We start from the raw sequence: 26856 nt of genomic DNA on the forward strand, positions 1-26856 counted from the left end.
CACACGGATGGGCTGAAACCTTGTGCAAACCCAGTCCGTACCCGACAATATCGTCCGGTGACTGCCAAGGTCCTCTGGCGCCACGCACAGGGCATCGAGGGCTCGATCGAGCTCGGTGCGCAAGAGATCCGGGTCGGAAGGGCCATGGATTGCGCGATCCGCACCGACGACGCGATGGTGTCTCGACACCACGCGCGCATCGTCTGGGGCGGTGGCGGATACGTGGTCGAAGATCTCGGCTCCGCCAACAAGGTCTTCTACCAGGAGCAGCAGGTGCAACAGCACATGCTGCGGCACGGCGACGCCGTCCGCTGCGGCAGCCTGTGGCTGCGGTTCGTGGACACGTCCCAGCTCGGCCAGCCCGCGCCCGCCGCCCCGGCGGCGATCCCGCCCCCGCAGGCCGTGCCCCAGCCCGTCGGCATGGCCCCGACCGGCGCCCAGCAGGCCGCCCCCATGGCGGTCAACATCGAGGGTTTCGGGCCGATGCAACCGATGGCGCCCGCGGCCCCGCCACCGATGGCCGCCCCGGCGCCGGCGCCGCAGCCCCAGGCCGCCACGCCGAGCGGCGAGAACGACGAGGAGATCCGCCGCCTCCGGCGCCGCATCGATCAGCTCCAGGCCGAGCTCCGCGTCTACCGCGGCGGCAAGGTCGGCCAGGAGAAGGCCCGGCGCATGGAGGATCTCGAGAACGATCTGTCCAACGCCGAGGTCGAGCGCGATCGCTTCAAGGTCCGGATCTCCGAGCTCGAGGGCACGCTCCAGGCCGAGAGCGGCAGCGCCAAGGTCCAGCGCGCGGTCGAGATCCGCGGCAAGGCCGCCGAGATGGTGACCTCGCTCAACGACGTCCTGTCGAGCCTGCGCATCGAGGTCATGGCCGCCGAGGGCGAGTTCGACCAGTTCTCGCACCAGCTCCCCCGCGCCTCCTTCGAGCTGATCCGTCAGTCGATGAAGAACGCCGCCGACTGCGCCGACCAGGCCCGCGAGCTCCTGCGCTCCCTCCGCGAGATCGCCAGCTGAGTTTCCGCGAGGAGCCTGTTCTTTGGGAGGAGCTTTCGCAAAGCTCCTCCCCCGGCATCCGCCGGGGCCCCCGCCTGAAACGGCCCAGATCCCGGATCGTCGCGTCGGCGTAGACGTAGTTGGTTGACGGGGGGATGACTGGGGCGGGCGCTGGGGGCGGGGGGCGGCGCGCGGTTCACGTTCGCTGGTGCCCTGGCGCGTCGCCGCTCGCTACCGTCGGGGCCCGTGATCGCCAGGCCCCGTCCGTCTCGCATCTGGCCGCGCCCCGCCCGTCGCCCCGCGGGGCTGGCCCCGCTCGCCGACGCCGCCCGCCGCGGCCGTGATCGCCTCCTGGTCGGGGTGCCCGCGGCGTCGCCACGAGCGGCGAGCGAGGTGGTCGGGTCTCCGTCGGCCCGAAGTTCCGCGGGGGGGGCCCGGACGGTCGGGGGGTCGCCCCAACCGCGGCCCGAGGGGACCCGCGCCACCCCCAGCGCCTCCCGCCTCCAGTCATCCCCGCGCCGCCGCCTCCAGCGCTAGACCTGCTCAGCAGCCATCGGCGCGTGCAGCGCATGCCAGCGCCGCACCGCCTCCGCCTTCGCGGGTTCGATCAGCTCCGCCACCGCCGCGATCTCGTCCGGATCACCGGTGGGTGCGAACACCTCGGGCGGACACAGCACGAACGCAAGCACGTCGAGTGCACGCGCGGGGTCGGGGGTGAACCCGCTGGCGAAGACAGTCTCGGCGGCCATGGGCCACCCTCACACCGTCGATCGAGCCGGGCAACTTTTCCCTCGGGGGTGGGATCGCCCCGCCGCCGACGGGATCTACAGCTTCGTGAACGTGAGGCTCTCGATCGCCATCTCCACCTTCACCAGGCGCACGTCCTCGTTCGCCGCGTCGCTCTTGTCGGGCTGGACGTTGAACACGTGGCAGCCCACGAAGTGGATCTTGCCCTTGGGCGTCTTGGAGTTGTCGAAGTACGTGACGTCGGCGTTGGTCATCGGCGGCCGCTCGCCCGTGGCCGCCTTCTTCATGAGGGTCATGAAGTACTCGGCGTCGACCTCGGGCAGCGAGAACGAGATGTTCGGCTGCTCGATCTTGCCGCCGAGCTTGATCGGCTCGAGCCGGCCCGCGTGGTGGTACTCGATCGTCTTGGACTTCAGGCTGAAGCCCTCGACCTTGGTGACGCGCTTGACCGCGCTCTCCGGCGCCCCGTCGAAGCTGAAGTCGAAGTTGCACGCGGCGATGTGCTGCTGCTGGGCCTGGGCCGCGTCGTGCTGCATCACCGAGCCCGGCCCGGGCTGCTCGTAGGCCAGGGTCTCGGCCTGGATGGTGATGGTGACGTTGGCGGCGTTCTTGTCGTTGCTATCGAACTTCGGGAAGTCGAGACACTCGATCACCGCGTCGCAGAAGCTCCGCCGAGCCTTCTCGTTGTAGTTGTAGTCGCCCGCGACCAGCGCGCCGTGCTTCCGCTCGCAGTCGCCGGTGCAGAACGAGTTCATCCACTTGTAGAGCGCGTCGCCCGCGGCCAGCCCCGCGACGACCTTGATCGGCTCGTACTTGACCTTGCCGTTCTGCCGCCAGATCGCGCCCTTGTGCTCGTTGGCGTGATAGGTGATGACCTCGGTCTTGATGGTGCCGCCCTCGATCGAGCGCACCGTCGACGTCGGCACACCCTCGAGCTCGAGGTTGAAGTGCGCGGACGAGTAGACATCAGGGGACTGGCTGGGATTAGCTGGCATGGAAGACCTCGAGGGAGTGTACACGACGGCCTCGCAGGACCGCCGGATACGACCGGTCGCTCCCATGGTACGGTGGTCCCCGTGGAAACCTTCCCGGCGGCGGTCGCGGGCCAGCCCGGCCCCGCGCCGGGAAGCGCTCGATCTCGCACGCGAAAGCGCCGCCGCCACAGCTTCGCCAAGGGCTTCCTGGTCGGCGCGTTGCTGGTCATTCCACTGATATCACTAGCGATCTTCGCCGTCAGTCGCCTGGGCCTGGGCGGGGAGCGACCGGGGATCATCGCGATCGTCCGGCTGGTGACCGTGTTCGCCGTGCTGCCCGCGGTCGTTACCGCCGGCGGCGTCGGCCGCCTCGCCGCGCAGGCCAGCCTCCACGGCGGGCGCCGGCGCGCGGTCTGGGTCGCGGCGCGCGCGCTGGCGTTCGGCGGTGCCGGCCTGGCGATCATCGGGGCCATGCCGTGCGAGGTGACGCCCGAGACGTGGCCAGGATGGGTCGTGCTCGCCGCCGCCGGCATGGTCGCGGGCGCGCTCGCCGGGATCGGCGTCGGCCTCGCGTGTGGCGGGCCGATGCCGTCGCTGACCGACCTCGGGATCTGGCCCCACGACGGCTCGGTCGGCCGCGCCGTCGAGCGGGTGATCACCCGCGCCCGCCGCCGGCCCACCACCGGGCCGCCCCCGACCGACCGGCCGTGACCGAGCGCGACGAGTCGCTGCGCCCGCTGGCGCTCGCGCTGGTCGCGAGCGTGGTGCTGTGGCAGGTGCCGTACGGCCCGTACCTGCTGTACCCGTTCAAGCTGCTCGGCACCTGGTTGCACGAGGGCAGCCACGCGCTGGCGATGCTCATGAGCGGCGCCGGCTTCTCGGGCATGGAGGTGTTCGCGGACGGCAGCGGCCTGGCCCACGCGCAGTCGCTGGCCGGGCCGATCGCCGGCGGGTTCATCGCCGCCGCCGGGTACATGGGCGCCCCGGTCGGCGGCGTGATCCTGGTGCTCGGCGCCCGCGATCCGCGCGGCGCGCGGCGCGCGCTGGTCGGCCTGGGGCTGGTGCTCGCGGTCACCGCGCTGGCGTCGATCACCAACCGCTTCGGCCAGGTCGCGATCGGCGCGACCGGCGCGGTGATCATCGCGGTCGCGGCGGTCCCGCGGCCGCGGCTGCACGCCGGCCTCGCGCACCTGCTGGCGGCGCAGGCGTGCGTCGGCGCGCTCGTCGACATCCGCGTGCTGTTCCGTCCCAACCTCATCGTCGACGGCCAGGTCGTGCGCGACTCCGACGCCCACGCCATGGCGGTCGCGACCTTCGGCACCGACGCCAGCTGGGCGGTGTGGACCTGGGCCGCGATCTGGCTGGCGTGGTCGCTCGCGCTCCTGTTCCTGGTGCTGCGTCGGTTGCGCCGCGCTAGCGCTGCACCGCCATCTGCACCCGGACCTCGACCCGCCGATTGAGGCCGGCGCCGAGGCGCGGCGACCGATCGCCGTAGCCGCGCACGATCAGACGGTCGGCGCTGACGCCGTGGGCGCGCAGGTACTGCTCGACCGCGCGCGCGCGCGCCACGTCGAGATCGCCGCGCCGCTCGCCGGGGTCGCGGTGACCGCCGATCTCGACCTGCTGGACCTCGGGGTGGGCGGCGAGCGTGTCCGCCAGGGCGTCGAGCACCGGCCGGCTCGCGCGCTCGACCTCGGCCTTGCCGGCGCGAAACTCGATCGCGATCACGTCGGGCTCGGCCAGCTCGACGTACTGGGGCGCCGGGCAGCCGCCGTCGTCGCGGCCGTCGCGCCGCGCCGGCACGAGCGGGCACTTGTCCACGACGTCGGGCACGCCGTCGCCGTCGTTGTCGGGGTCCGGGCAGCCGTCGTCGTCATCGAAGTCGTCGAAGTCCTCGGGCTGGGTCGGGCACAGATCGGCCCACGCGGCGATGCCGTCGCCGTCGTCGTCAGAGCTCGGATCCGGCCCCGGCGCCGGCATCGGGGTGCGCGCCGGGCCGCCGGCGGCGCGGCGATCAGCGGCGCGGGCGCGCCGGGCGGGTGACAGCCCGCCAGCGCGAGCGCCAGCGCGAGCCCCAGCGCGCCGACGTCAGTGGATCGCGTCGCGGCCATCGGTGAGCTGCGGGCGCGCCGACCACGGCCGCGCCTCGAGGTGGAAGTGATCGTGGTGGGCGTCGTCGTAGTCCGGCGACAGCACCAGGTAGAACAGCCCGGTGCGGATGAGCTGGCACTGCAGGACCTTGAGCACCGCCCCGGCCTGGGTCATCGGCTGACCGACGCAGTCGACCGCGTCGCCCAGGCCGGGCTCGAAGTCCGCCGCGACCGCGAGCGCGCCGACGTCGGGGCCGACCACCCGCGGCAGATCGACCGCGAGGCCGAACGAGTGCTTCGAGCGACGATCGGTGCCGCGGACGTTGCGGACCGAGTAGGCCGAGCTCCACCGGGCCTCGGTCAGGCCCACCGCCCGGAATGCACGCCCGGCCTCGGCCAGGGACACCGCCAGCGAGCAGTCGATCACCAGCGGCGCGCCGCCGGGGCCGACCCACGCGATGCCGCCGAGCGGCCCGGTCACGGTGACCGCGTCGGCGATCCCGGCCTTGCGCGCCGGCCGCCACGTCACGCCGCGGGCGTCGAGCTCGTCGTGGCAGCGGTCGTCGGCGACGGCCGGCGCCGCGGTCGCGGCCGCCAGGGCCAGCCCGGTGACGATCGTCAGCGTGCGCCGCATGGGCCGACGCTACCCGCCACCGCCCCCGCGCGCGAGTTTTCCGCGGTCACGCCGCGGGATCGAAGAACTTCCCCATCGCCCGGAACTTCTGGTAGCGGGCCTCGACCAGCTCCTCGGGCGTGAGCTTGCACAGCTCGCGCAGGTGGCGCTTGAGCGCGACCCGGATCCGGGCCGCGGTGATCGCGGCGTCGCGGTGGGCGCCGCCCGACGCCTCCGGGATGATCTCGTCGCAGATGCCCAGGTGCACCAGGTCGGGCGCGGTCAGCTTGAGCTGGGTCGCGGCCTCGGGCACCTTGGCCGGGTCGCGCCACAGGATCGACGCGCAGCCCTCGGGCGTGATCACCGAGTAGATCGAGTACTCGAGCATCAGGATGCGATCGGCGACGCCGAGCGCCAGCGCGCCGCCCGAGCCGCCCTCGCCGATCACGACCGCCACGACCGGACAGGTCAGGGTCGACATCACCTGCAACGACTTGGCGATGGCCTCGGCCTGGCCGCGCTCCTCGGCGCCCTTGCCCGGGTACGCGCCGGCGGTGTCGATGAAGCACAGGATCGGCTTGCGGAACCGCGACGCCATGCGCATGAGCCGGGTGGCCTTGCGGTAGCCCTCGGGCCGCGCCATGCCGAAGTTGCGGTGCAGGTTCTCCTTCGTGTTCTTGCCCTTCTGGTGGCCGAGCACCAGCACCTCCCACGCGTCGAACCGGGCCATGCCGCCGACGATGGCCGGGTCGTCGTGGAAGCTGCGGTCGCCGTGCAGCTCGACGAAGTCCTCGGTCAGCAGGCGCACGTAGTCGAGCGTGTACGGCCGCGCCGGGTGGCGGGCCAGCTGCACCTTCTGGTGGGCCGACAGCTCGGCGAAGATCTCCTTCTGGAGCTTGCGCGCCTTCTGCTCGAGCTTGCGGATCTCGGACGAGAAGTCGACGGTCGCGGTCGACAGGCCGCGCAGCTCGGCGATCTTGCGCTCGAGATCGATGATCGGTCGCTCGAACTCGAGGACCTGGCGATCGGACACGAGGGGCTCAGCCATGGCGCGGACCCGTTAGGTATGCCGCCAGGTCGCCGAGGTCAACCCGATCGGCGGCCGTCACCCACTCGACCGCTGTCTGGCTGCGGTACCAGGACAGCTGCCGACGCGCGTACCGGCGGGAGTTCCGCTTCATCAGCTCGATCGCGCGCGACAGGTCGAACCGCCCGGCGAGGTGCTCGTGGAGCTCGGCGTAGCCGATCGCTTGCTGCGACCGCAGCGGCGGCACGTGCCCGGCCGCGCGCAGCTGCGCGACCTCCTCGACGAGGCCGGCCGCGACCATCGCGTCGCACCGGGCGTCGATCGCCGCGTACAGGTCGGCCCGCGGCGGCGCCACCCCGATCAAGCGGTGTGGGTAGCGCGGGGGCACGCGCCGGTGGTCGTGGCGGCGATGGTGCTCGGACAGGGCGACGCCGGTCGTGACGATCACCTCGAGCGCGCGGATCAGCCGCTTGCGATCGTTGGGGTCGATCCGCGCCGCGCTATCCGGGTCGGCCGCGGCCAGGCGCGCCCACAGCGCGCCCGAGCCCGCGGCGGCGACCTCGGCCTCGAGCTCGGCCCGCACCGCTGGCACCGCCGGCGGCCCCGCGAACAGCCCGAACAGGAGCGCGCGCACGTACAGCCCGGTGCCGCCGCACACGATCACCGGGCGGCCGCGGCCGGCGATCTCGGCGATCGCCGCGTCGGCCAGGGCCGCGAACCGGGCCGCGGTCATCTCGGCGTCGGGCCCGATCACGTCGAGCAGGTGGTGCGGCGCGGCGGCGCGCTCGGCGGCGCTGGCCTTGCCGGTGCCGAGATCCATCCCGGCGTAGACCTGCTGCGAGTCGCAGCTCACGATCTCGCCGCCGGCCGCGCGCGCCAGCGCGACCGCCAGCGCGGTCTTGCCGGCGCCGGTCGGCCCGACGATCACCACCAGCCGCGGCGTCGCCAGCGGCGGCGGACCCGCGCCCTCGTCGCTCACCGCCCGAACCGGCGCGCGATCTCGGGCGTGCCGATGCGGAGCAGCACCGGGCGCCCGTGGGGGCAGTGCGCGCGAAAGTCGACGCCGTCCATCTGGCCGAGCAGCGCGGTGACCTCGTCGGGCGACAGCACGTCGCCGGCCCGCACCACCGAGTGGCACGCGACCGTCGCCAGCACCTGATCGAGCCGCTCGCTGACCGCGCGCGAGCCGCCGCGCTCGGCCAGATCGCCGAGGAGCTCGCGCAGCACCGCGGTCGCGTCCTGGCGCAGCCCGGCCGGCACCGCCTTGACCGCGACCGCGGTGCCCCCGAACGGCTCGACGTCGAAGCCGACCCGCGCCAGCACCGCGGCGTGCTCGCCGACCAGCGCGGCCTCGGCCGGCGGCAGCTCGATCACGCTGGGGAACAACATGCGCTGGACCGCGATCTCGTCCTGGTCGGCGCGATCGCGCAGGCGCTGGAACGCGATCCGCTCGTGCGCGGCGTGCTGATCGAGCAGCACCAGCTCGCCGTCCCCCTCGCACACCAGGTACGTGCGATCGAGCTGGCCGAGGTAGCGCAGGTGCGCGAAGTAGCCCGGCGCCGCGGCCGGCTCGCTGGGCGCGGCCGACGCGAGCGCCTCAGCCGGCGGCGCCGCCCCGGACGACGCGGACGAGGGGGACGACGACGGCGGCGGCGGCCGCGGTGCCGGTTGCCAGCGGGGGCCGGCCTCGCGACCGAGCGCCAGCGCGCCCTGCTGGCTGGGCGCGCGCCCGAGCCCCCCGGCGGGGAAGAGCGCGCGCATCGTGTCGTCGGCGTAGCGGCCCGCGAGGTCGTCGGCGCGGCGCGCGCGCGGCCCGGTCCAGCCCGGCGGCGCCGAGCCCGCGATGGCCTGCATCTGCACCGCGGCGCGGCCGGCGCTCTCGCCCAGCCACGGCGCCGCGGCGACGCCGGCCCGGACGCCGTGGCGGACCGCGGCGGTCACGACGCCAGGGTCCGAGAACCGGACCTCGAGCTTCTGCGGGTGGACGTTGACGTCGATGTCCTCGCCGGGCACGTCGACGAACACGATCGCGACCGGGTAGCGCCCGCGCGGCACCAGCTCGCCGTACCCCATCGTCACCGCCTGCAAGAGGCCGCGGTCGCGGACCCAGCGTCGGCCGGCGAACAGGTGGACCCCGCGCGAGGTCGACTGCGCCAGCTCGGGCGCGGCCAGGTACGCGCGCACGGCGACGCCGTGCTCCTGGTGGACCAGCTCGTGCAGCCGATCGCCCAGGCGCGTGCCCAGGACCGCCCGGACCCGGGCCGCGGCCGGCTGCGGCGGCACCTCGAGCGCGGGCCGGCCGTTCTGGTGCAGCCGGAACCCGACCTCGGGGTGGGCCAGCGCCAACCGCATGACGGTCTCGGTGACGTGCGCGGCCTCGGTCGCCTCGCCGCGCAGGAACTTGAGCCGGGCCGGCACGTTCGCCAGCAGCTCGCGCACGATCACTGCGGTGCCGGGCGGCGCGCCAGCGGCCGTGGTGCTGACGATCGCGCCGTTGTCGACCGCGACCGCGATCGCCTCGTCGACGCCGCGCTGGCGCGTGGTCAGGGTCAGCCGCGACACGCTGGCGATCGACGGCAGGGCCTCGCCCCGGAAGCCCATCGTGGTCAGCGTGGTCAGGTCGTCCACCGCGCGCAGCTTCGAGGTCGCGTGCCGGGTCAGCGCCAGCGCGGCGTCGGCGGCGTCCATGCCGACGCCGTCGTCGACCACCCGGATCAGCCGGCGGCCGCCGCCCTCGACGTCGATCGAGATCATCGTCGCGCCGGCGTCGAGCGCGTTCTCGACCAGCTCCTTGACGACCGACGCCGGGCGCTCGACCACCTCGCCGGCGGCGATCTGATCGACCACCTGATCGGGCAGAACGGCGACGCGACCCACGCTCCCGCGTAGCACGACCGGCGCCGCGGCGGAAGCGGGCGCCGACATCCGCGCGCGCCGAATTGCGTCGGCGGCCGCCGTTCTATATGTTCGGGCGATGGCGACCGTCTCCGTCGGCAGCGCCCGCGCGCGCCGGGCTTCCGACCGCGTGGTGGCGGTCACGGGCGCCTGCACCTTCCTCGGCACCGAGCTGATCCGCCGCCTCGAAGAGGACCGCCGGTACGCCAAGGTGCTGGTGCTCGACGTCAAGGCGCCGCCGATCCTGGCCGACGGCACGACCAAGGCCCGGTTCTTCCCGATCGATCTCACCCAGCCGACGATCGACGGCGAGATCGCCACGCTCTTGGCCCGCGAGGACGTCGACACCGTCGTCCACGGGGCGTTCCTGTCGCACCCGACCCACGCCACCGAGTGGGCCCACGAGTTCGAGGACGTCGGCACGATGCACGTGCTCAACGCCTGCGCCGCGGCCGGCCCGGCGCGGGTGGTGATGGTGTCGACGACGATGGCCTACGGGGCCCACCCCCACAACCCCAACTTCCTCGACGAGCGCGCCGAGCTGCGCGGCCACCCCGACTCGCGCTTCATCAACGACAAGGTCCGGGCCGAGAAGCAGGCCGCCCGGTTCGCGCGCGAGCACCCGCACGTGCAGGTCTCGACCCTGCGGTTCGCGCCGATCCTCGGCCCCACGATCAACAACCTGCACACCCGGTTCTTCTCGCGGGTGGCCGCGCCGGTCATGGCCGGGCACGATCCGCTGATGCAGTTCATCCACGAGCAGGACGCCGCCTGGGCGCTCAAGCTCGCGGTCGACTGTGACGCGGTCGGGCCGTACAACATCGTCGGCAAGGGCGTCCTGCCCTACACTACCGTCCTGGCGCTGATGGGGCGGGTGCCGGTGCCGGTGCCGTACCTGCTCGCGCGCCAGGCGGCGAAGGCGCTGTGGGCGACCCAGATCCTGTCCTCGCCGCCGAGCCTGCTCGACTACCTGCTCTACGTGTGCGTCGCCGACGGCGGTCGGGCCCAGCGCGACCTCGGCTTCGCCGCCCGGTTCTCGATCAAGCGCACCATCCTCGACTTCGTCGGGGCCTCGCCCGAGGACGGCGCCACCGACGTCGCCAGCTCGTTCGCCTGATCGCCTGTTCTGTTCGCCTGTTCGCCTGTTCGCCTGTTCGCCTGTTCGCCTGTTCGCCTGTTCGCCTGTTCGCCGGCCCGCACGATCCGCCTGCCCCCTCGACCCATGGCCCTCCCCCCCGACGACACCGACCCCATCGCCGATGACCTCGGCGCCCCCGACGCGTCTCAGGCCCCCGACGGCGACTGGCCGAGCATGCTCGACGACGTCTACGTCGGCGGCGACGCCGCGCTGGCCTCCGGCGACTCGTACGACGCCTACCCCGGGCAGGTCGACGACCTCGACAGCGAGGCGGCCCTGCGCGAGCTCGGCCGCCGCGTCGACGAGGGCCGCACGCCGGTCTACCCGCTCGACGCCCGCCGCCGGCTGCCGCTGCCGGGCCTGTGGCGCCGGTGGCGCGCGTTCGCGATGCGCGGCCGCGCCGACGTGGTCGACGACTTCGGCCGCGATCCCATCGCCACCGCGCGCTGGGAGTGGGTGCTCGACTTCCTGTACTCGCGCTGGTTCCGGACCGAGGTGACCGGCCTCGAGCACGTGCCGGCCCACGGCCGGGCGATCCTGATCGCCAACCACGCCGGCAGCCTCCCCTACGACAGCGCGATGGTCATGCACGCGATCCGGCGCGACCACCCGGCCCGGCGCGACGTGCGGCCGCTGGTCGAGGACGCGGTCTTCCACCTGCCGTGGCTGGGGCCGCTGATGAACCGCATCGGCGGCGTGCGCGCGTGCCCCGAGAACGCCGAGCGCCTGCTCGCGAACGACGAGCTGATCGCGGTGTTCCCCGAGGGCGTCAAGGGCATGAGCAAGCTCTGGCGCGATCGCTACCGCCTGCAGCGGTTCGGGCGCGGCGGCTTCGTCAAGCTGGCGCTCAAGACCGGCGCGCCGATCATCCCGGTCGCGGTGGTCGGCGCCGAGGAGGCGCTGCCGCTCCTGGCCCGGGTGACCTGGTTCGCCAAGTCGGTCGGGATCCCGTACGTGCCGATCACCCCGACGTTCCCGTGGCTGGGCCCGGCCGGGCTCTTGCCGCTGCCGAGCAAGTGGCGCCTCGCGTTCGGTCCGCCGATCGATCTCGCTGGCGAGTACGGCGCGGCCGCCGCCGACGATCGGCTGCTGGTCGGGCGCCTGGCCGAGCAGGTCCGGGGCCAGCTCCAGGCCATGGTCGACGACCTGCGCCGACGCTGAGGGCCGCGGCCGATCCGCCGCCCGGCGCGCGTGCCCAAACATCGGCGCCGGCGGGGCGCCGGGGCCGCGCGCGCGCGCAGGTCCGGCGCCGCGAGCGCCGCGGTCGGTCCGCGGGCGCGCGTGCGCAAAGGTCCCGGCGCCGCCCGGCCCGCCGTGTTATTGTGCCGGCGTTAGGGAGCCGCCATGGACGAGGATGTCGACCCCGTCGCGCAATGGCTCGAGGTCGCGCGCGGCCTCCTGGGCGAAGGCGATGATCAGCGCACGCTCGGCCGCGCCAACCGCGCCGTCAACCAGGCGCTGGCGCTGGCGCCGACCCACGCCGGGGCGTGGCTGGTGAAGTGCCAGATCTCGTCGGCCCGCGGCGACGACGTCGCGGCGCTGGCGGCGGCCGAGGCCGCGCTGGCCCAGGCGCCGTCCTCGCCCGAGGCCCACTACTGGCGCGGCGCGCTCCTCGGCGACATCGGCCACGTCCGCGCCGGCCTGGCGTCGATCGAGCGGGCCTTCGAGCTGGTCGCCGACGTCGACGCCTGGCTCCTCGAGGATCTGTACTTCGAGAAGGCCTCGATGCTCGACGCGCTCGGCGACCGGGCCGCGGCCCAGGCCACCTACGAGGCCGGCCTGCGGCGGTGCCCGACGTCGACGCTCCTGACCGCGGCGCTCGAGCCGACCCGGCCGCGCCGGGCGCCGTCGCTCAAGCTCCTGCGCGGCGGCCTGGTCTAGCCCGGCCGGCCTCGGTCACCGCGGCAGCCGCAGCACGAACTCGACCGGCAGATCCGGGCGCGCGGCGACGCCGATCGAGCCGCCGTGGGCCTCGGCGACCAGCCGGCAGAAGTACAGGCCCAGGGCCCGGCCGCGGCGCGCGCCGGCCGCGCGCTCGGCCCGCCGGAACTCGCGCTCGAACACCCGGGCCCGCTCGTCGTCGGTCAGCGCCGGCCCGGTGTTGCCGACCGCCAGCTCGACCTCGGCGCCGTCGACGCTGGCGCGGATCGCGACCCGCCCGCCGCGCGGCGCGTAGCGGACGGCGTTGTCGAGCAGGCACCCGAGCACGCGCCCGAGCAAGCGCGGATCGACCTCGGCGATCAGGTCGTCGCCGATCGCCTGGGTGATCGTGAGCTGCCGGGCGGCGACGTCGGCCGCGACCGTGGCCAGCGCGCCCTCGACCGCGGCCGCGAGCCGGATCGGCGCGCGCCGCGCGACCACCGCGCCGCGCGCCAGGGCGTCAGCGTCGACGATGTTGCCGACCAGCGCCAGCGCGCGCAGCACCAGCGCGTCGCAGTCGTCGAGGCAGCCGACCGCGATCGGCGGCACCTCGATCGCCCCCAGCTCCTCGCGCACCAGCGCGAGGTTGCCGGCCAGGGCCGCGAGCGGGTTGCGCAGGTCGTGGACCAGCGTCGCGACGAGGTCGGCGTCGGGCGCCGCCCGCGGGCCGCGGTCGGCGTCGGAGCCGTCGGTGGCCACGGGTCAGCCGACCACCTGGTTGCGCCCGCCGGCCTTGGCCGCGTACAGGTTGTCGTCGGCGACCTTGACGAACCCGACCCAGTCGACCGTGTCCGACCCCAGCGTCGCGACCCCGACCGACACGGTCAGCGGGATGTCGGTCTCCTCGAACCTGAACGCGGCGCGCTCGATCAGCCGCCGGACCTTCTCGGCCAGCTGCATCGCGTTGTGGTGGTCGATCTCGGGCAGGACGATCGCGAACTCCTCGCCGCCGTAGCGCGCCAGCACGTCCTCGCGTCGGATCTGGTGCTTGACGATGGTGGCGAGGTGCTTGAGCACGTAGTCGCCGGCGAGGTGGCCGAAGGTGTCGTTGACGAGCTTGAACCGGTCGAGGTCGAACATGATCAGCGACAGGTCGCGGCGGTAGCGCTGGGCCCGGCCGATCTCGCGCTCGAGCGTCTCCTGGAAGAAGCGCTTGTTGTAGATCTGGGTCAGGCCGTCGACGGTCGTGAGCCGGTAGATCTCCTCGTGGTAGGCGTTCTCGATGTTCGAGCCCGACAGGAACTTGAAGATGCACCGACCGACCTTGATGAAGTCGCCGTCGCGCAGCAGGTACTCGTCGATCAGCTCGTCGTTGATGTAGGTGCCGTTGGTCGACCCCATGTCACGCAGCACGACCGAGCCGTTGCTGTTGATGATCTTGCAGTGGTTGCGCGACACCGCCTCTTGATCGATCTGGATGTCGGCCTTGCTCGAGCGGCCGATGATGATCTGCGCGCGGGTCAGGTTGAACTTGCGGCCGAGGTCGAGGCCGTAGATCACGACCAGGCACGCCTCCTTGGCGGCGGGCCGATCGCTGATCTTCGAGATCGCGGTGACGACGGTCTTGTTGCGGCCGGTATCACTCACGGTCGGGGGCCTAGCGTACCCCAAGTCGTCACGGCGCGCCCGCAGCGCGCTCGCGCTCGGCGCACAGGATGCGGTCGTCGGCGACGCGCCGGCACAGGAGCGCGTCCGTGAGCAGGTAGCCGCCGCGCCGGAACTGGTAGGTGTGGATCAGCAACCGGTCCCCGCCGAGGCTCCAGTAGCTGCGCACGTCGGGCCACGCGCCGCCGGTGGCCGGGCCCGGCTCGAGGGCCGCGCCCGCGATCACCCCGGCGAACCGCTCGCACCCGTCGGCCTCGGCCCGCACGAACACGTTCCAGTAGCAGTTGTCGCCCTGGCACAGCCGGCGATCGGCGATGACCGACTCGGGCCGGCCGTCGCCGTCGAGGTCGCGATCGGCGCGCTGGCGATCGGGCTCGGCCGACAGCGCGCCGTCGTGGTCGGGGCGCGCGCACTCGCCGACCTTGACGCTGGGCGTGGGCAAGCGCGTGACCTCGGGCCCGCGCGGCGCCGGGGCGCGACCGCCGCAGGCCGCGACCGCCGCGAGGACGGCGAGCCCGACCCGCGGGTCCGCGCGCTCGGGTCGAGCCATCGCGGCACCGCAGGCCGCGCCGGGGCGCCGGGTCAGGTCCAGGACTGCAAGGGGAGCCATCGGTGCGACAACGTAGCGCAGAACGCTCATTAGTTGCGGGCGCCTGGGCCGATGCGGTAAGCCTTGAGGCTCATGGCACGTCACGTCCGCCGGAACCTGGTCCTGGGCGTCGGGCTCGCGCTCGGCGCGGCGGTGATCGCGCTGGGGCACGATGACGACCGGGTCGCGACCGATCTCGGGCGCCGCGATCTGCCGGCCGCGCCGGTCGCGGTCGCCGCCAGCGTGGCCCCGCCGGCGCCCGCGTCGAAGGTCGTGGCCCCGCCCCGCCCGGTCTTGACCGTCGACACGCCGCCCCCGGGGCCGGCCCCCGACGGCTCGCCCTCGGTCGATCTGGCGCGCATGGAGCTCCACGGCGATCGCTACCTCGCGCCGATGAGCGACGGCCGGTTCGCGGTCCTGACGATCGATCCCAAGATCCAGGAGGTCGCCGAGAAGGTCCTCCGGCGCGCCCGGGCACCTCGCGGCGCCATCGTCGTGACCCACCCCGACGGGCGCATCCTGGCGCTGGCCGGGCGCCGGACCGAGGATCCGACGGGCGCCGGCGACGGCGTCGCCGATCCCCGGGTCGCGCTCGACGCGTGGGCGCCGTCGGCGTCGATCTTCAAGGTGGTGTCGGCGACGGCGCTGGTCGAGGCCGGCGTCGGCCCCCACGATCGCGTGTGCTTCCACGGCGGGCTGCGCTCGGTGGTCGAGTCGAACCTGACCGACTCGCGCGAGGACCGTCGGTGCGAGGACCTCGCCTACGGCGTCGCGCACTCGCAGAACGCGATCATCGCCAAGCTCGTGCACCAGCACGTCACGCCGGCCCGGCTCGCCGACGTCGCGCGCCGGTTCGGGTTCGACCGGCCGATGGCCCTGCCGACCCCGGCCGCGTTCGGCCACGTCGCCGTGCCGACCGAGAAGGGCGTCGAGTTCGCCAGGACCGCCGCCGGCTTCACCAACGTCCGGCTGTCGGCCGTCGGCGGCGCGATGGTCGCCAACACGGTCGCGACCGGCGGCATCGCCGCGGCGCCGCGGATCGTCGCGGCCACGCTCGACGGCGCCACCGAGACCCCGACCGGCGCGCCGCTGGGCCAGCGGGTCCTCGAGGAGACGGTCGCCGACGAGGTCGGCGCGATGATGGCCGAGGCGTGCACCGACGGCAGCGCCGCCAAGGCGTTCAGCGGCCGCGATCGGATCCCGGGCGTCACCGTCGCCGGCAAGACCGGGACGCTCTCGGACACCGAGCCGTTCTACATGCAGTACTCGTGGTTCGTCGGCTTCGCGGGCGCCGGCAAGCCGCAGCTGTCGATCGCCGTGCTGCTCGGGAACCCCGAGCGGTGGCAGATCAAGGCCCACACCGCCGCGCGGATGGTCCTGATCGAAGCGCTGCGCAGCCGCGCTGGATCGTGATCCGCGTCGTGCGCGGCCGGCCGGGGGTGAATGGTATGCTCGGTGGGCCGTCACAGTCTCGTTGGCGCGTCGTCCGTGCGCGCCGATCGTCCGGAGGAATCATGGCTTCGACTCGACTCATCCTCGGCCTGTCGGCCGCGCTGGCCCTCGTGGCCGGCAGCGCCGCGGCCCAGTCCCCGGCCCAGAAGGCCGACACGCTCAACGATCAGGGCAAGGCGCTGATCAAGGCCAAGAAGTACGTCGAGGCGACCGAGAAGTTCCGCGCGGCGATCGTGCTGTCGCCCGAGGGGCGCTTCTACCTCAACCTGTGCATGTCGCTGTACTCCGAGGGCAAGCTGGGCGAGGCCATCACCGCGTGCCGCGCGGTCAAGGATCACGGCGCCTCCGGCGATCAGGTCACGCAGGCCAACAACATCATCGACCAGTTCATCGCGCCCAAGATGCGCGCGGCCGGGCTCGACCCCGACGCGGTCGACGGCGGCACGGGCAACACCGGCAACACCGGCAACCCCGATGGCACCGGCAACACCGGCAACCCCGACGGCACCGGCAACACCGGCAACCCCGACGGCACCGGCACCACCGGCAACCCCGACGGCACCGGCACCACCGGCAACCCCGACGGCACCGGCAACACCGGCAACCCCGATGGCACCGGCACCACCGGCACCACCGGCACCACCGGCAGCAACTTCACCGTCGCGCCGCCGCCGTCGCTGTTCGATCAGGTCGCGGCCAAGCCGACCCACGAGTACACGTGGACGCTGGGCGCGCAGCTGCTCGGGATGCGGACCAACGTCGGCCGCGCCGGCGACTGGGCCAAGGGCACCGCCGGCATCCGGATCCTCGGCGACTACGCGCTGTCGCGGAACCGCCAGTTCGGCGCCCAGGGGCACTTCACGTTCTTCTCGGTCGACGGCACCGACGCCGGGTCGTACGCCGACGAGTCGATCACGTTCCTCGACTTCGGCGCGTCGGTCTACAAGGAGCTGTGCCGGGGCCGGATGTGCGTGAAGCCGCTGGTCGGCGCGCAGATCGGCTTGCTCGCGGTCGATCAGGACAACCAGTTCGCGGTCCTGGGCCTGCGCGGCGAGGTCGGCCTCGAGTACGCGCTCGGCAAGCGCTACGAGAACGTCGTGACCGTGGCGCTCGGCGTCGACGCCTACCTGGCGGCCCAGGAGGGGGACAACGGCGCTGACCCGGCGCTCTACGATCTCGACCGCGCGTCCTCGAACCTGTACTTCGGCCTCGGCTACACCCGGCGCTTCAACACGCCGCTGGGCAGCTCGCCGATGTTCTCGCTGCAGTAGGCGACCGGAACGGACGTCGGGTGGGCGTCGCGGCGCGCGCCGAGCGCTACAGGTCGTCGTCGTCGCTGGGCCGGTCGGCGCCGAGCTCGACCCGGCGATCGGCGTAGTACGTGTTGAGGGCGGGGAAGCTGTCGCCGAGGAACTCGGTGGCGAGCCGGGGCGCGGCCTCGCGCAGGAGCAAGATCTCCATGTCGCGATCGCCGCGCCGCCCCAGCGCCCAGGCCAGGAGCACCAGGTTGGTGCCGAAGCGGCTGCAGCCGAGCGCGACCTTGGCCCAGTCGTAGAGCTCCTCGTCGGCGGGCAGCTCGGTGGGATCGTCGGCGCAGAACGCCAGGACCAGGTCGGTCAGCGCCAGCTCGAGCGCGAAGTAGTCGCCGGTCGGCGCGTTGCCCAGCTCGCCGCGGGCGGTCCGGGCCGCGGGCAGGCGGCCCATCACGGCCAGGAGCTGCGTGCGGTCGAAGGCGCACACCCAGTACATCGCGCGCCGCCGCCGCGGCGTGACCGCGCCCATCGCGCGATCGTAGAGCGCGAGCGCCGCGTCGAACTGCCCGCGCTGCCACTCGAGCTTGCCGCGCAGGTAGGCCAGGAACGGGCGCAGCGGCTCGGCGACGCGCCCGCGCTCGATCGCCTCGACCGCGGCCAGGGCCTCGTCACGGCGGCCGGCCGAGGCCAGCACCAGGGCGCCCCGGGCGCGGCGCCAGGTCCGGCTCTGCCGCCACATCACCGCGGCGAACACGCTCCCGGCGATGACGCCGAAGATGGGGCCCGACGCGACCGCCATCGCCGCCACGCCGATGCCGGCCACGCCGCCGACCGCCGCCCAGGCCACCGCCTGCTGGCGGCGCATCGCCGGCGCGCCCATGACCTGGCCCTGATCGTCGAGCAGGAGCACCTCGCCGGGCTTGGCGTCGGCCAGCGATCGCGAGACCCGCCACGGCGGTGCGTCGGTCGCGAGCACCAGCGCGGTGTCGGTCTTGCTCGTCACGTCTCCAATTCTAGCGGATGTGGCGCCAGGCGCAGCGCCCCACGGCGCCGCTTGACGCGGGCCTCGACGACCTGGGCGCCGCCACGGCTGGCGATCGGCCCTAGCAGCCGGCCGACGTGCCACGGCCGGTGAGCCCGGGTCGCCCGAGCGCCGCCGGCCAGCTCGCCGTTGTGCTGGCGCAAGCGTCGCCCCACGTCGGTTGTGATGCCGACATAGGTGCGGCCGCGGCCAGAGACCAGGACGTACACGAACCACACGCCGCGGCAATTTTGCACCATCGCGCGACGAGGCGCGCGGTCGAGATCTGCTACGGTCCCGGCGTCGAACCGCCGCGGTGCGGCATCCGACCAACACACGATCGAGGGAGTACCTGCATGTCCGGAAAGACTGCCAAACTCACCCTTCCCGACGGCGCGGAGCACACGCTGCCCGTCGTCATCGGCTCCGAAGCGGAACCGGCGGTGGATATCCGCGCCCTCCGCCAGCAAACCGGGTACGTCACCCTCGACAGCGGGTACATGAACACCGGCGCGACCACGAGCGCCATCACCTACCTCGACGGCGAGAAGGGCATCCTGCGCTACCGCGGCTACCCGATCGAGGAGCTGGCCGAGAAGTCGACCTTCGTCGAGACCGCCTACCTCCTCATCAACGGCCAGCTGCCGACCACGAAGGAGCTCGAGGACTTCTCGGTCAAGCTGACGCGCCACTCGATGATCCACGAGGGCATGCGCCACTTCTTCGAGGGCTTCCCGCCGGGCAGCCACCCGATGGCGGTGCTGTCGGCGATGGTCACCTCGCTGTCGGCGTACTACCCCGACTGCCTCGACCGCACCGCGCCGATGGACCTGCACCTGACCCGCATCCTGTCGAAGGTGCGGACCATCGCGGCGTTCTCGTACAAGAAGACGATCGGCCAGCCGATCATGTACCCGCGCAACGCGCTGTCGTACTGCGCGAACTTCCTGCACATGATGTTCGCGGTGCCGGCCGAGCCGTACGAGCCCGACCCGATCATCGTCAAGGCGCTCAACCAGCTGCTGATCCTCCACGCCGACCACGAGCAGAACTGCTCGACCTCGACGGTCCGCATGGTCGGCAGCTCCGACGCCAACGTCTACGCCGCGGTCGCCGCCGGAATATTGGCGTTGTGGGGCCCGCTCCACGGCGGCGCCAACCAGGCGGTCATCGAGATGCTCGAGACCATCCGGGACCCGAACGGGCCGTTCCAGGGCGACTACAAGAAGTTCATCGCGGAGGTGAAGGACAAGAAGTCCAACCAGCGCCTGATGGGCTTCGGTCACCGCGTCTACAAGAACTACGACCCGCGCGCCAAGATCCTCAAGAAGATGACCGACGAGGTGCTCAACCACCTCGGCGTCGACGACCCGATGCTCGACATGGCCAAGGGCCTCGAGGAGGTCGCGCTGTCGGACGACTACTTCATCGGCAAGAAGCTCTACCCGAACGTCGACTTCTACTCGGGCATCCTCTACCGCGCGATCGGCATCCCGACGCCGATGTTCACCGTGATGTTCGCGCTCGGCCGCATCCCCGGCTGGCTCGCGCACTGGAAGGAGATGGTCGACGATCCGGGCACCAAGATCGGCCGCCCGCGCCAGATCTACACCGGCGAGACCGTCCGCAACTTCGTGCCGATCGACAAGCGCTGAGCCGCCCGGCGGCGCGTCCGCCCCCGCGGCCATCGAGCCTCCAGCGCCCCTGGAGGCTCGACCCATTTTTGGTCGCGCACACGCTGAACATCGATCCGGCCCACACCGCGGGGCTGTTCGCCACCTGCGCGGCGCCGGCGTCGTCGTAGGACGGTTGGGCCCGGCGAGCGGCTTGCGCACCGACGGCCGGCACGGCATGGTCCCCGCCATGCTGGCGACGGCTCAGGCCACCTCCACCGCGACCACCGAGGGCATCGAAGTCACGGTGCGCTCGCGCTACCTGCCCGAGCAGTCGGCGCCGGATCATCACCGCTACGTGTTCGCGTACACCGTCGCGATCGCCAACCGCGGCGCGGTCCCCGCCCAGCTCCGCACCCGCCACTGGGTGATCACCGACGGGCGCGGCGGGATCGAGGAGGTGCGCGGCGACGGCGTGGTCGGCGAGCAGCCGCGGCTCGAGCCGGGCGAGCAGTTCCAGTACACGTCGGGCTGCGTGCTCAAGACGCCGATCGGCACGATGCACGGCACCTACCAGATGGTGCGCGACGACGGCGACGGGTTCGACGCCGAGATCGCGGCGTTCTCGCTGGTGGCGCCGACCCGTTCGGCCGCCGTCATGAACTGATCGCGGGTCGAACGACAGGCGCTCGCGCGCGACGCGGCGCCGGCCGCCGGCGTTGAACTGCTCGGCGAGGACCTTCATCTCGCTGGCGATCGCGGCGCCCCAGACGGTGGTCCAGCCCGGCTCCGACTCCGGTTCCGGCTCCGACTCCGGAGCCGGCTCCGGCTCCGGCTCCGGCTCCGGCTCCGGCTCCGGCTCCGGCTCCGGCTCCGGCTCCGGTTCCGGCTCCGATCCCGAGTCCGATCCCGGACTCCGATCCCGAGTCCGATCCCGACTCCGATCCCGGAGTCCGATCCCGACTCCGATCCCGACTCCGATCCCGGTTTCCGATCCCGAGTCCGATCCCGAGTCCGATCCCGAGTCCGATCCCGAGTCCGATCCCGAGTCCGATCCCGGCCCTAGTACGGGTGGTGGTGGCCGTACGGGCCGTCGAGGTGCGGGTGCGGGTGCGGGTGATGGTGGTGCGGGCTGCTGCCGTGGGGATGGCTGCCGTGCGGGTGCTCGTGGCTCTTGTGCTTGGGCGCGGGCGGCGTGGTCGCCGCCGGCTTGTGGGTCGGCTCGACCCGCCAGGTGCGCTTGCGAGCCTTGGGCGACGACGACGACGAGCACGCCGCGAGGGCGAGCACCATCATCGAGATCAGCACGCGAGCCTTCACTTCTTCTTCGAGTCTGCCATGCGGCGCTTGAGCGCGGCCAGCTCATCGTCGACCGACACCGACGCCGCGCGCGACGCGCCCGCGGCCTTGCGCCGCAGGTCGGCGAGGGGATCGACCGGCGGCGCGGCCGGGCGTTGCCGCGGGGGCGGTGGCGGCGGCGCGGTCCCGACGTTGGCGGCGGCGGCGCGCGCGGCGACCGCCGCGGCGTCGAGCGCGGCCAGCTCCTGATCGAGCGCCGCCAGCTCGCTGAGCAGCCGGTGCATGCCGGTGCGCTCGCGCTCGGCCCGAGCGGTGTCGCCGCTGGCGATCGCGGCGTCGGCGGTGCGGCGGGCGGCCTCGACCGACCGCACCAGCTCGGCCTTGCGCGCGGTGGCCTCGGCGCGCACGGCGTCGACGTCGGCGATCGGCGGCGGCGGTGGCGGCGGCGGCGCGCTGTCCCCGCCGAGATCCTCGAGCTCGCCGGGCATCGCCGCGGCCCGGGCGGCGGCCGTGGCCGCGGTCGTCGTCGAGCGCAGCCGCTCGTGAGTCGCGGCGCGGGCCTCGGCCCGGCCCTCCTCGATCACCGCGCGCTTGTCGACGCCGACCGCCCAGATCACCTCGGCCACGGCGAGCGCGCCGTCGGGCCGCGGCGCCAGCCCCGGCGCGGCCAGCGCGGCCTCGATCGCCGACGACACGAGCAGCGTGCCCTTGGCGCCGACGCCGGCGCCGCGCAGCTCGAGCGCGCGGGCCAGGCTCTCGGCGTTGGCGACGCCGTCGTCGACCAGGGCCACCAGCCGCGCGCCGACCAGCGCCGCCCGCGCCAGCGCCCGCGTCGACGGCCGGGCCACGATCACGTCGCCGACGCGCCAGGTCCGGGCGGCGTCGGCGGTGCTGCCGAACAGCTTGGCGCGCAGGCCCAAGACCGGCACCTGCCGCCGCAGCACGGCGGCCGCCTCGACGTCGCCCGCGGCGTCGAACAGGAACGTCAGGCCCTCGCTGACGTCGGCCAGGGACAGCTGCAGCGCCAGCGCCCCGGTGGCCTCGGCCCCGAGGCCGGCCACCTCGACGACGACGGCGCGCGTGGCCAGGCCGAAGCGCTGGGCCAGGCCTGCGCGGCCCTCGGCGCCGGCCTCGGCGAACGCGCGCTCGCCGATCGCGCCGACCACGAGCACGCGATCGCCCTCGACGCCGCCGTCGGCCAGCGCCACCGCCGCGTGATCGTCGATCGCGCACACGCGATCGGCGTTGGTCTCGCCCCAGCCCCGGGCCGGCTCGAGCTCGCCGACCACGCCGACCACCGGCGCCGGGTTGGCCACCGCGTCGCGGGCCAAGGTCAGCGCGGCGGTCGCCAGCGGATCGAACGCGACCGCGACGTCGGGCGGGTTGGAGTCCATCTCCTTGCGCAGCCGGCGCTCGGCGCTCTCGCCGAGGAGCGCGCGCCGGAACCGATCGGGCAGCCAGTGGCCGCCGACCGCGCCGAGATCGATCGCGCGCACGCGCATGCCCGCCGCCTCGCACGCCGCCAGCACCGGCACCACGATCGCCGGGTCCGCCGCCGACGAGGTCACGATGAGCACGTGCGGAGCGCTCACGTTGCCACCCGGTTGGGCGGCACGCGCCCGGCCAGGACGTCAGCGACCGCGGAGATACAGAGCTCGGCCATGCGCACGCGTGCCGTAGTCGTAGCGGATCCCAGGTGCGGCGCCAAGACGGTCCGCGGCGCCGCGCGCAGCCGCGGGTCGATCGCCGGCTCGGCCGCGAACACGTCCAGGCCGGCGCCGCCCAGGCGCCCGGCGACGAGCGCGTCGGCCAGCGCGGCCTCGTCGACGCAGCCGCCGCGCGCGGTGTTGATCAGCAGCGCGCCCGGCCGCATCCGCGCCAGCGCCGCGGCGTCGATCAGCCCCCGGGTGGCCGGCGTCAACGGGCAGTGCAGCGACACGACGTCGGCGCAGGCGTAGAGCTCGTCGAGGTCGACCCAGCGCACGCCGTCGGCGTCGGCGCCGCGCCGCCCGGGCCGGCTGTCGGCCGCCACCACCGCCATCCCGAACCCGCGCGCGCGCCGCGCCACGGCCCGACCGATGCGCCCCAGGCCGATCAGCCCGAGCGTGCGGCCGCCCAGCTCGGTGCCGAGCAAGAAGTCCGGCGACCAGCCCGTCCACTGCTCGGCGCGCACCAGCCGCTCGCCCTCCCCCAGCCGGCGCGCGGTGGCCAGGATCAGCGCCCAGGTGAAGTCGGCCGTGGCCTCGGTCAGGACGTCGGGCGTGTTGGTCACGACCACGCCGGCCGCCGCGGCCGCCGCGACGTCGACGTTGTCGTAGCCGACCGCGTAGTTCGCGACGACCCGCAGGCGCGGGGCCGCCGCCAGGACCTCGCGGTCGATCCGATCGCCGAGCAGGCACACCAGCGCCTCGGCGTCTGCCACCTCGGCCAGCCAGCGCGCCCGCGGCCAGGCCTCGTCCGCGGGCTCGCGCAGCGCGTGCTCGGCGATCCAGCCGCGCCAGGACGGCGCGCCCTCCGGCAGCCGCGAGGTCATCACGATGCGCGCCACGCCCTCGGGGATGCCGCGAGTGGCCCGGCGCCGCAAGGGTCGACACCGCGGATCGCACCCAGAAAAGGCGATTGACAACTACACTGTCCCACCTTAGCTTCCGCCCGCTTCTCCAGGCGCTCTCGCCCGGGGGGAGGAGCACTGGACGATCTATGGAACCGCGGACCAATCCCAAACCCGCCGGCTCGGTGCCGGTCACTGCGTGGTACGCTGATCCGGTGGCGAGCGCCGAGACCGGGCCGACCCCGGAGATCGACGGCGATCTCTTCGGCGACGGCGAAGAGGAGCTGACCCAGGCGATCCCGGCGGTCTACGACCTCCGCAGCCGCTTCACCGGGCGCAAGGACGCCCTGACCGCGCTCGAGCGGCTGTTCACGGCGACGATCGCCGAGCGGACCCTCGGCTTCGCCGTGGTGATCGGCCAGCCCGGCATCGGCAAGAGCCGGCTGGTCAGCGAGCTGGCGCGGGTCGCGCGCGCGAAGGTGCCCGACGTGCGCGTGCTGGTCGGCGCCGCCGAGGACGGCGCCGGTCCGTTCCACGCGGTCGCGCGGCTGCTCGCGCAGCGGTTCGGCATCGCCCCCGGCACGATGATCGTCGAGGCCCGCGAGCGGGTCATCGCCGGCGTCGCCGACATCCTGCAGCCGGCCCGGGTCACCGAGGTCGCGCACCTGCTGGCGCACATGATGCGGGTGCCGTTCGACGACAGCCCGGTCGTGACGCCGCTGCTCGAGTCGCCGCAGCAGCTCGAGACCCGCACGTTCCTGGCCCTGCGCCGCTTCCTCGCCGCCGACGCCGAGCGCCGGCCGCTGGTGCTGGTGCTCGAGAACCTCGAGCTGTGCGGCGCCGAGACGATCAACCTCGTGAACTACCTCGCCGCCGGCCTGCAGTCCGAGCCGGTGCTGATGCTCACGACCGCGCAAGCGTCGCTGTACGATCTCCACCCGGGCTTCGGCGCCGGCGAGTTCGCGCCCGAGCGCATCGATCTGGGCGCGCTCGGCGCCGCCGACTCCGACGATCTCCTGCGCGAGCTGCTCCGGCCGCTCGGCGCGGTGCCGGATCGCCTGCTGGCCCACGCGCGCTCGCTCGGCGGCTCGCCGCGGGCCTTGCAAGAGCTGGTGCGCCTGCTGCTCGAGTGCGAGTGCATCGCGCGCGGCCCCGGCGCGAGCTGGCGGCTCGACGCCGTGCGCCTGGCCGAGACCCAGCTGCCGCGCACGTACGAGCAGCTGGTGATGGCGCGGCTCGCGGTCATGGCGCCGGTCCACCGGCGCGTGCTCGAGATGGCCGCGACCGTCGGCGAGGTCTGCTGGATGGACGCGGTGCTCGCGCTCGAGCGCGGCGAGACCCTGCGCATCGACGACCCCGACGGCCCCACCCTCGCCCAGATCGCGTCGTCGGGCGATCACTCGCGCACCACGGTCGCCGCGGCGTTGACCAAGCTGGTCGAGCACGAGTGGCTGCTCGAGTCGGATCCGCCGACGATGTCGGGCGAGCGCGAGCTGCGGTTCGCGTACCCGATCCTCCACCAGCTGGTCAGCGGCGGCGTCGACGACGCCCGCCGCCGCCAGTACCACCGGCTGGCCGCGCAGTGGCTCGAGCTGCGGCCCGAGGGCCGCGGCCCGGCGGCGCAGGAGCACGTCGCGCGGCACCTCGAGCAGGCCGGCGAGCTGCGCGAGGCCGCCGGCCGCTACCGCCGCGCCGCCGAGGCCGCCCGCGGCGCCTACGACAACGATCGCGCGATCCGCCTCTACGATCGCGCGCTGGTGTGCGTCGGCGACACCGACCACGCGGCGCGCATCCACCTCTGGCACGACCTCGGGTCGGTCTACGAGCACATCGGCGACTTCGAGGCGGCGCTGGGCGCGTTCGAGCGCATGCTGCGGCTGTCGTGGGTCGGCGCGTCGAAGGCCAAGGCCGCGGTCGCGTTCAACAAGATGGGCCGGGTCTGGCGCCGCAAGGGCGACCTCAAGCTCAGCCTCGAGTACCTCGAGCGCGGCGCCGAGCTGTTCCGCGCCGCCGGCGACGCCCGCGGCATCGCCGGCTCGCTCGACGACGTCGGCAAGGCGCTCAACCTCCTGGGCCGCTACGACGAGGCGTTCGCCAAGATCACCGAGGCCCTGGTCCGCCGCGGCAAGGGCGGCGACAAGCGCTCGATCGCCGCGTCGCTGTCGAACCTCGGCGTCGTGCAGCAGGCCCGCGGTGAGCACGAGGCCGCGTTCAACTGCCACCGCGAGGCGCTCGAGCTGCGCCGCGCCGCCGGCGATCGCTGGGGCGCGGTGGTGTCGCTCAACAACCTCGCGGTGCTCCACTACACGCTCGGCGATCACGCCGACGCGCGCGCCGGCTGGACCGAGGCGCTGGCCGAGGCCGAGGCCATCGGCTCGCTGCCGATGGCGGCGATGGTGCTCACCAACCTGGGCGAGGTCGCGATCGAGGAGAACAAGCTCGAGGAGGCGCGCAGCCGACTCGAGGACGCGCTCGAGATCGTCGAGGATCTCGAGGACCTCCAGCTCGAGAGCGAGTGCTGCCGCAACCTGGCCGTGCTCGAGAACCAGCTCGGCGCGATCGGCAAGGCCCGGGACTTCGCCGAGCGCGCGCTGGCCGTCGCCACCACCGCCGGGCTCAAGGAGCTCGAGGGCCAGGCCCTGCTGACCATCGGCCTGGTCCTGTCGACCAGCCTGTACGACGCCGAGCGCACGGAGATCATGGACGCGCCCGGCGAGCCGCCCGCGGAGGCCTACTTCCGGCGCGGGCTCGCGGTGCTGCGCGGCATCGGCCACGACGGCGCAACCGCGCGCGGCCTCGAGCTCTACGGCCGCTACAAGATCGAGAACGGCGAGCCCGACGCCGGCAAGGATCTGCTGCGCGAGGCGCTCGCGATCTACGCGCGGCTCGGCATGCGCCGCGGCGAGAAGGTCCAGCAGCAGCTTCAGGGTGTCTGAGCGGCGGAGCCGGACGCGGAGCCGGAGCCGCACGCGGAGCCGGAGCCGGACGCGGAGCCGGAGCCGCACGCGGAGCCGGAGCCGGACGCGGAGCCGGAGCCGGACGCGGAGCCGGACGCGGAACCGGAACCGGACCC

Annotated in this window: 26 protein-coding genes; 11 read left to right on the forward strand and 15 right to left on the reverse strand. The window is 73.7% G+C overall.

What is annotated here, in order from left to right:
* Positions 1-57: 57 nt before the first annotated feature.
* Positions 58-1017 carry an FHA domain-containing protein gene (locus tag IPL61_11640; GenBank protein MBK9031959.1) on the forward strand — a complete coding sequence of 320 codons (960 nt, stop codon included), beginning with the start codon at positions 58-60 and terminating at the stop codon, positions 1015-1017.
* A 512-nt stretch (positions 1018-1529) separates the two neighbouring features.
* On the opposite strand, the gene IPL61_11645 is transcribed toward IPL61_11640, so the two are convergent.
* Together IPL61_11645 and IPL61_11650 are read right to left on the reverse strand one after the other, a co-directional pair.
* Entirely contained in the window at positions 1530-1745 is a 216-nt protein-coding gene (locus tag IPL61_11645; GenBank protein MBK9031960.1) for a hypothetical protein, read from the reverse strand.
* Positions 1746-1820: 75 nt separating this feature from the next.
* Complete coding sequence (locus tag IPL61_11650; protein MBK9031961.1) at positions 1821-2738, reverse strand: phage tail protein; 918 nt, start codon at positions 2736-2738, stop codon at positions 1821-1823.
* A gap of 81 nt (positions 2739-2819) precedes the next feature.
* Here IPL61_11650 and IPL61_11655 point away from each other — a divergent pair, with 81 nt between their 5' ends.
* Complete coding sequence (locus IPL61_11655) at positions 2820-3428, forward strand: hypothetical protein (GenBank protein MBK9031962.1); 609 nt, start codon at positions 2820-2822, stop codon at positions 3426-3428.
* Entirely contained in the window at positions 3425-4177 is a 753-nt protein-coding gene (locus tag IPL61_11660) for a M50 family metallopeptidase (GenBank protein MBK9031963.1), read from the forward strand. Before IPL61_11655 ends, IPL61_11660 begins: the two co-directional genes overlap by 4 nt.
* Here the strand turns inward: IPL61_11660 and IPL61_11665 are convergent.
* The 5 genes from IPL61_11665 to mutL form a co-directional block, all read right to left on the reverse strand.
* The gene (locus IPL61_11665) at positions 4131-4697 is read right to left on the reverse strand and encodes an OmpA family protein (protein ID MBK9031964.1); all 567 of its coding nucleotides are present in this window, start codon (positions 4695-4697) and stop codon (positions 4131-4133) included. The two genes, IPL61_11660 and IPL61_11665, sit on opposite strands and share 47 nt — an antisense overlap.
* A 108-nt stretch (positions 4698-4805) precedes the next feature.
* Positions 4806-5441, reverse strand: a complete 636-nt coding sequence (locus IPL61_11670) for an extensin family protein (GenBank protein MBK9031965.1) — start codon at positions 5439-5441, stop codon at positions 4806-4808.
* Positions 5442-5487: 46 nt separating this feature from the next.
* The gene (locus tag IPL61_11675) at positions 5488-6453 is read right to left on the reverse strand and encodes an acetyl-CoA carboxylase carboxyltransferase subunit alpha (protein MBK9031966.1); all 966 of its coding nucleotides are present in this window, start codon (positions 6451-6453) and stop codon (positions 5488-5490) included.
* Positions 6454-6460: 7 nt separating this feature from the next.
* The gene (miaA, locus tag IPL61_11680) at positions 6461-7396 is read right to left on the reverse strand and encodes a tRNA (adenosine(37)-N6)-dimethylallyltransferase MiaA (protein MBK9031967.1); all 936 of its coding nucleotides are present in this window, start codon (positions 7394-7396) and stop codon (positions 6461-6463) included.
* A 26-nt stretch (positions 7397-7422) separates the two neighbouring features.
* Positions 7423-9324, reverse strand: coding sequence for a DNA mismatch repair endonuclease MutL (gene mutL / locus IPL61_11685; protein ID MBK9031968.1), 1902 nt, complete (start codon positions 9322-9324; stop codon positions 7423-7425).
* 97 nt (positions 9325-9421) lie between these two features.
* Between mutL and IPL61_11690 the strand changes: the two genes are divergently transcribed.
* The 3 genes from IPL61_11690 (at position 9422) to IPL61_11700 (ending at position 12361) form a co-directional block, all read left to right on the forward strand.
* On the forward strand, positions 9422-10459 hold the full coding sequence (locus IPL61_11690; GenBank protein ID MBK9031969.1) for an NAD-dependent epimerase/dehydratase family protein: 1038 nt from the start codon (positions 9422-9424) through the stop codon (positions 10457-10459).
* A 105-nt stretch (positions 10460-10564) separates the two neighbouring features.
* A complete protein-coding gene (locus IPL61_11695) occupies positions 10565-11641 on the forward strand; it encodes an acyltransferase family protein (protein MBK9031970.1) in 1077 nt (358 codons plus the stop codon).
* Positions 11642-11824: 183 nt separating this feature from the next.
* Positions 11825-12361: a hypothetical protein gene (locus IPL61_11700; GenBank protein MBK9031971.1), complete on the forward strand. Its 537-nt coding sequence runs from the start codon at positions 11825-11827 to the stop codon at positions 12359-12361.
* Between the two features lie 15 nt (positions 12362-12376).
* Here the strand turns inward: IPL61_11700 and IPL61_11705 are convergent, their stop codons facing one another.
* Genes IPL61_11705 through IPL61_11715 form a run of 3 tightly spaced genes read right to left on the reverse strand, consistent with a single transcriptional unit; the run spans position 12377 to position 14555 of the window.
* Positions 12377-13099, reverse strand: a complete 723-nt coding sequence (locus IPL61_11705) for a hypothetical protein (protein ID MBK9031972.1) — start codon at positions 13097-13099, stop codon at positions 12377-12379.
* A gap of 3 nt (positions 13100-13102) precedes the next feature.
* Entirely contained in the window at positions 13103-13987 is an 885-nt protein-coding gene (locus tag IPL61_11710; GenBank protein MBK9031973.1) for a diguanylate cyclase, read from the reverse strand.
* Positions 13988-14015: 28 nt separating this feature from the next.
* Positions 14016-14555, reverse strand: a complete 540-nt coding sequence (locus IPL61_11715; GenBank protein ID MBK9031974.1) for a hypothetical protein — start codon at positions 14553-14555, stop codon at positions 14016-14018.
* Positions 14556-14687: 132 nt separating this feature from the next.
* Between IPL61_11715 and IPL61_11720 the strand changes: the two genes are divergently transcribed.
* Both IPL61_11720 and IPL61_11725 read left to right on the forward strand, forming a co-directional pair.
* A complete protein-coding gene (locus IPL61_11720; GenBank protein ID MBK9031975.1) occupies positions 14688-16007 on the forward strand; it encodes a hypothetical protein in 1320 nt (439 codons plus the stop codon).
* A 101-nt stretch (positions 16008-16108) separates the two neighbouring features.
* On the forward strand, positions 16109-17317 hold the full coding sequence (locus IPL61_11725; GenBank protein MBK9031976.1) for a hypothetical protein: 1209 nt from the start codon (positions 16109-16111) through the stop codon (positions 17315-17317).
* Between the two features lie 46 nt (positions 17318-17363).
* On the opposite strand, the gene IPL61_11730 is transcribed toward IPL61_11725, so the two are convergent.
* Together IPL61_11730 and IPL61_11735 are read right to left on the reverse strand one after the other, a co-directional pair.
* On the reverse strand, positions 17364-18302 hold the full coding sequence (locus IPL61_11730) for a hypothetical protein (GenBank protein MBK9031977.1): 939 nt from the start codon (positions 18300-18302) through the stop codon (positions 17364-17366).
* Positions 18299-18580, reverse strand: coding sequence for a GIY-YIG nuclease family protein (locus IPL61_11735; protein ID MBK9031978.1), 282 nt, complete (start codon positions 18578-18580; stop codon positions 18299-18301). Before IPL61_11735 ends, IPL61_11730 begins: the two co-directional genes overlap by 4 nt.
* Before the next feature lie 96 nt (positions 18581-18676).
* Between IPL61_11735 and IPL61_11740 the strand changes: the two genes are divergently transcribed.
* A complete protein-coding gene (locus IPL61_11740; GenBank protein ID MBK9031979.1) occupies positions 18677-19975 on the forward strand; it encodes a citrate synthase in 1299 nt (432 codons plus the stop codon).
* Positions 19976-20183: 208 nt separating this feature from the next.
* The gene (gene apaG, locus IPL61_11745) at positions 20184-20600 is read left to right on the forward strand and encodes a Co2+/Mg2+ efflux protein ApaG (GenBank protein ID MBK9031980.1); all 417 of its coding nucleotides are present in this window, start codon (positions 20184-20186) and stop codon (positions 20598-20600) included.
* A 395-nt stretch (positions 20601-20995) separates the two neighbouring features.
* Here apaG and IPL61_11750 read toward each other — a convergent pair whose 3' ends face one another.
* From IPL61_11750 to IPL61_11760, 3 genes are read right to left on the reverse strand one after another with little or no spacing between them, the layout of a single operon-like run.
* Positions 20996-21253: a hypothetical protein gene (locus IPL61_11750; protein MBK9031981.1), complete on the reverse strand. Its 258-nt coding sequence runs from the start codon at positions 21251-21253 to the stop codon at positions 20996-20998.
* Positions 21250-22824 (reverse strand): hypothetical protein, encoded by a 1575-nt coding sequence (locus tag IPL61_11755; protein MBK9031982.1) that lies wholly within the window; start codon positions 22822-22824, stop codon positions 21250-21252. The genes IPL61_11750 and IPL61_11755 overlap by 4 nt, the downstream gene beginning before the upstream one ends.
* A complete protein-coding gene (locus tag IPL61_11760) occupies positions 22821-23765 on the reverse strand; it encodes a D-glycerate dehydrogenase (GenBank protein ID MBK9031983.1) in 945 nt (314 codons plus the stop codon). The genes IPL61_11755 and IPL61_11760 overlap by 4 nt, the downstream gene beginning before the upstream one ends.
* 233 nt (positions 23766-23998) lie before the next feature.
* Here IPL61_11760 and IPL61_11765 point away from each other — a divergent pair, with 233 nt between their 5' ends.
* Positions 23999-26719: a tetratricopeptide repeat protein gene (locus IPL61_11765; GenBank protein ID MBK9031984.1), complete on the forward strand. Its 2721-nt coding sequence runs from the start codon at positions 23999-24001 to the stop codon at positions 26717-26719.
* Positions 26720-26856 lie beyond the last annotated feature (137 nt).

It is taken from the genome of Myxococcales bacterium (genome assembly GCA_016717005.1).
GTDB lineage: Bacteria > Myxococcota_A > Polyangia > Haliangiales > Haliangiaceae > UBA2376.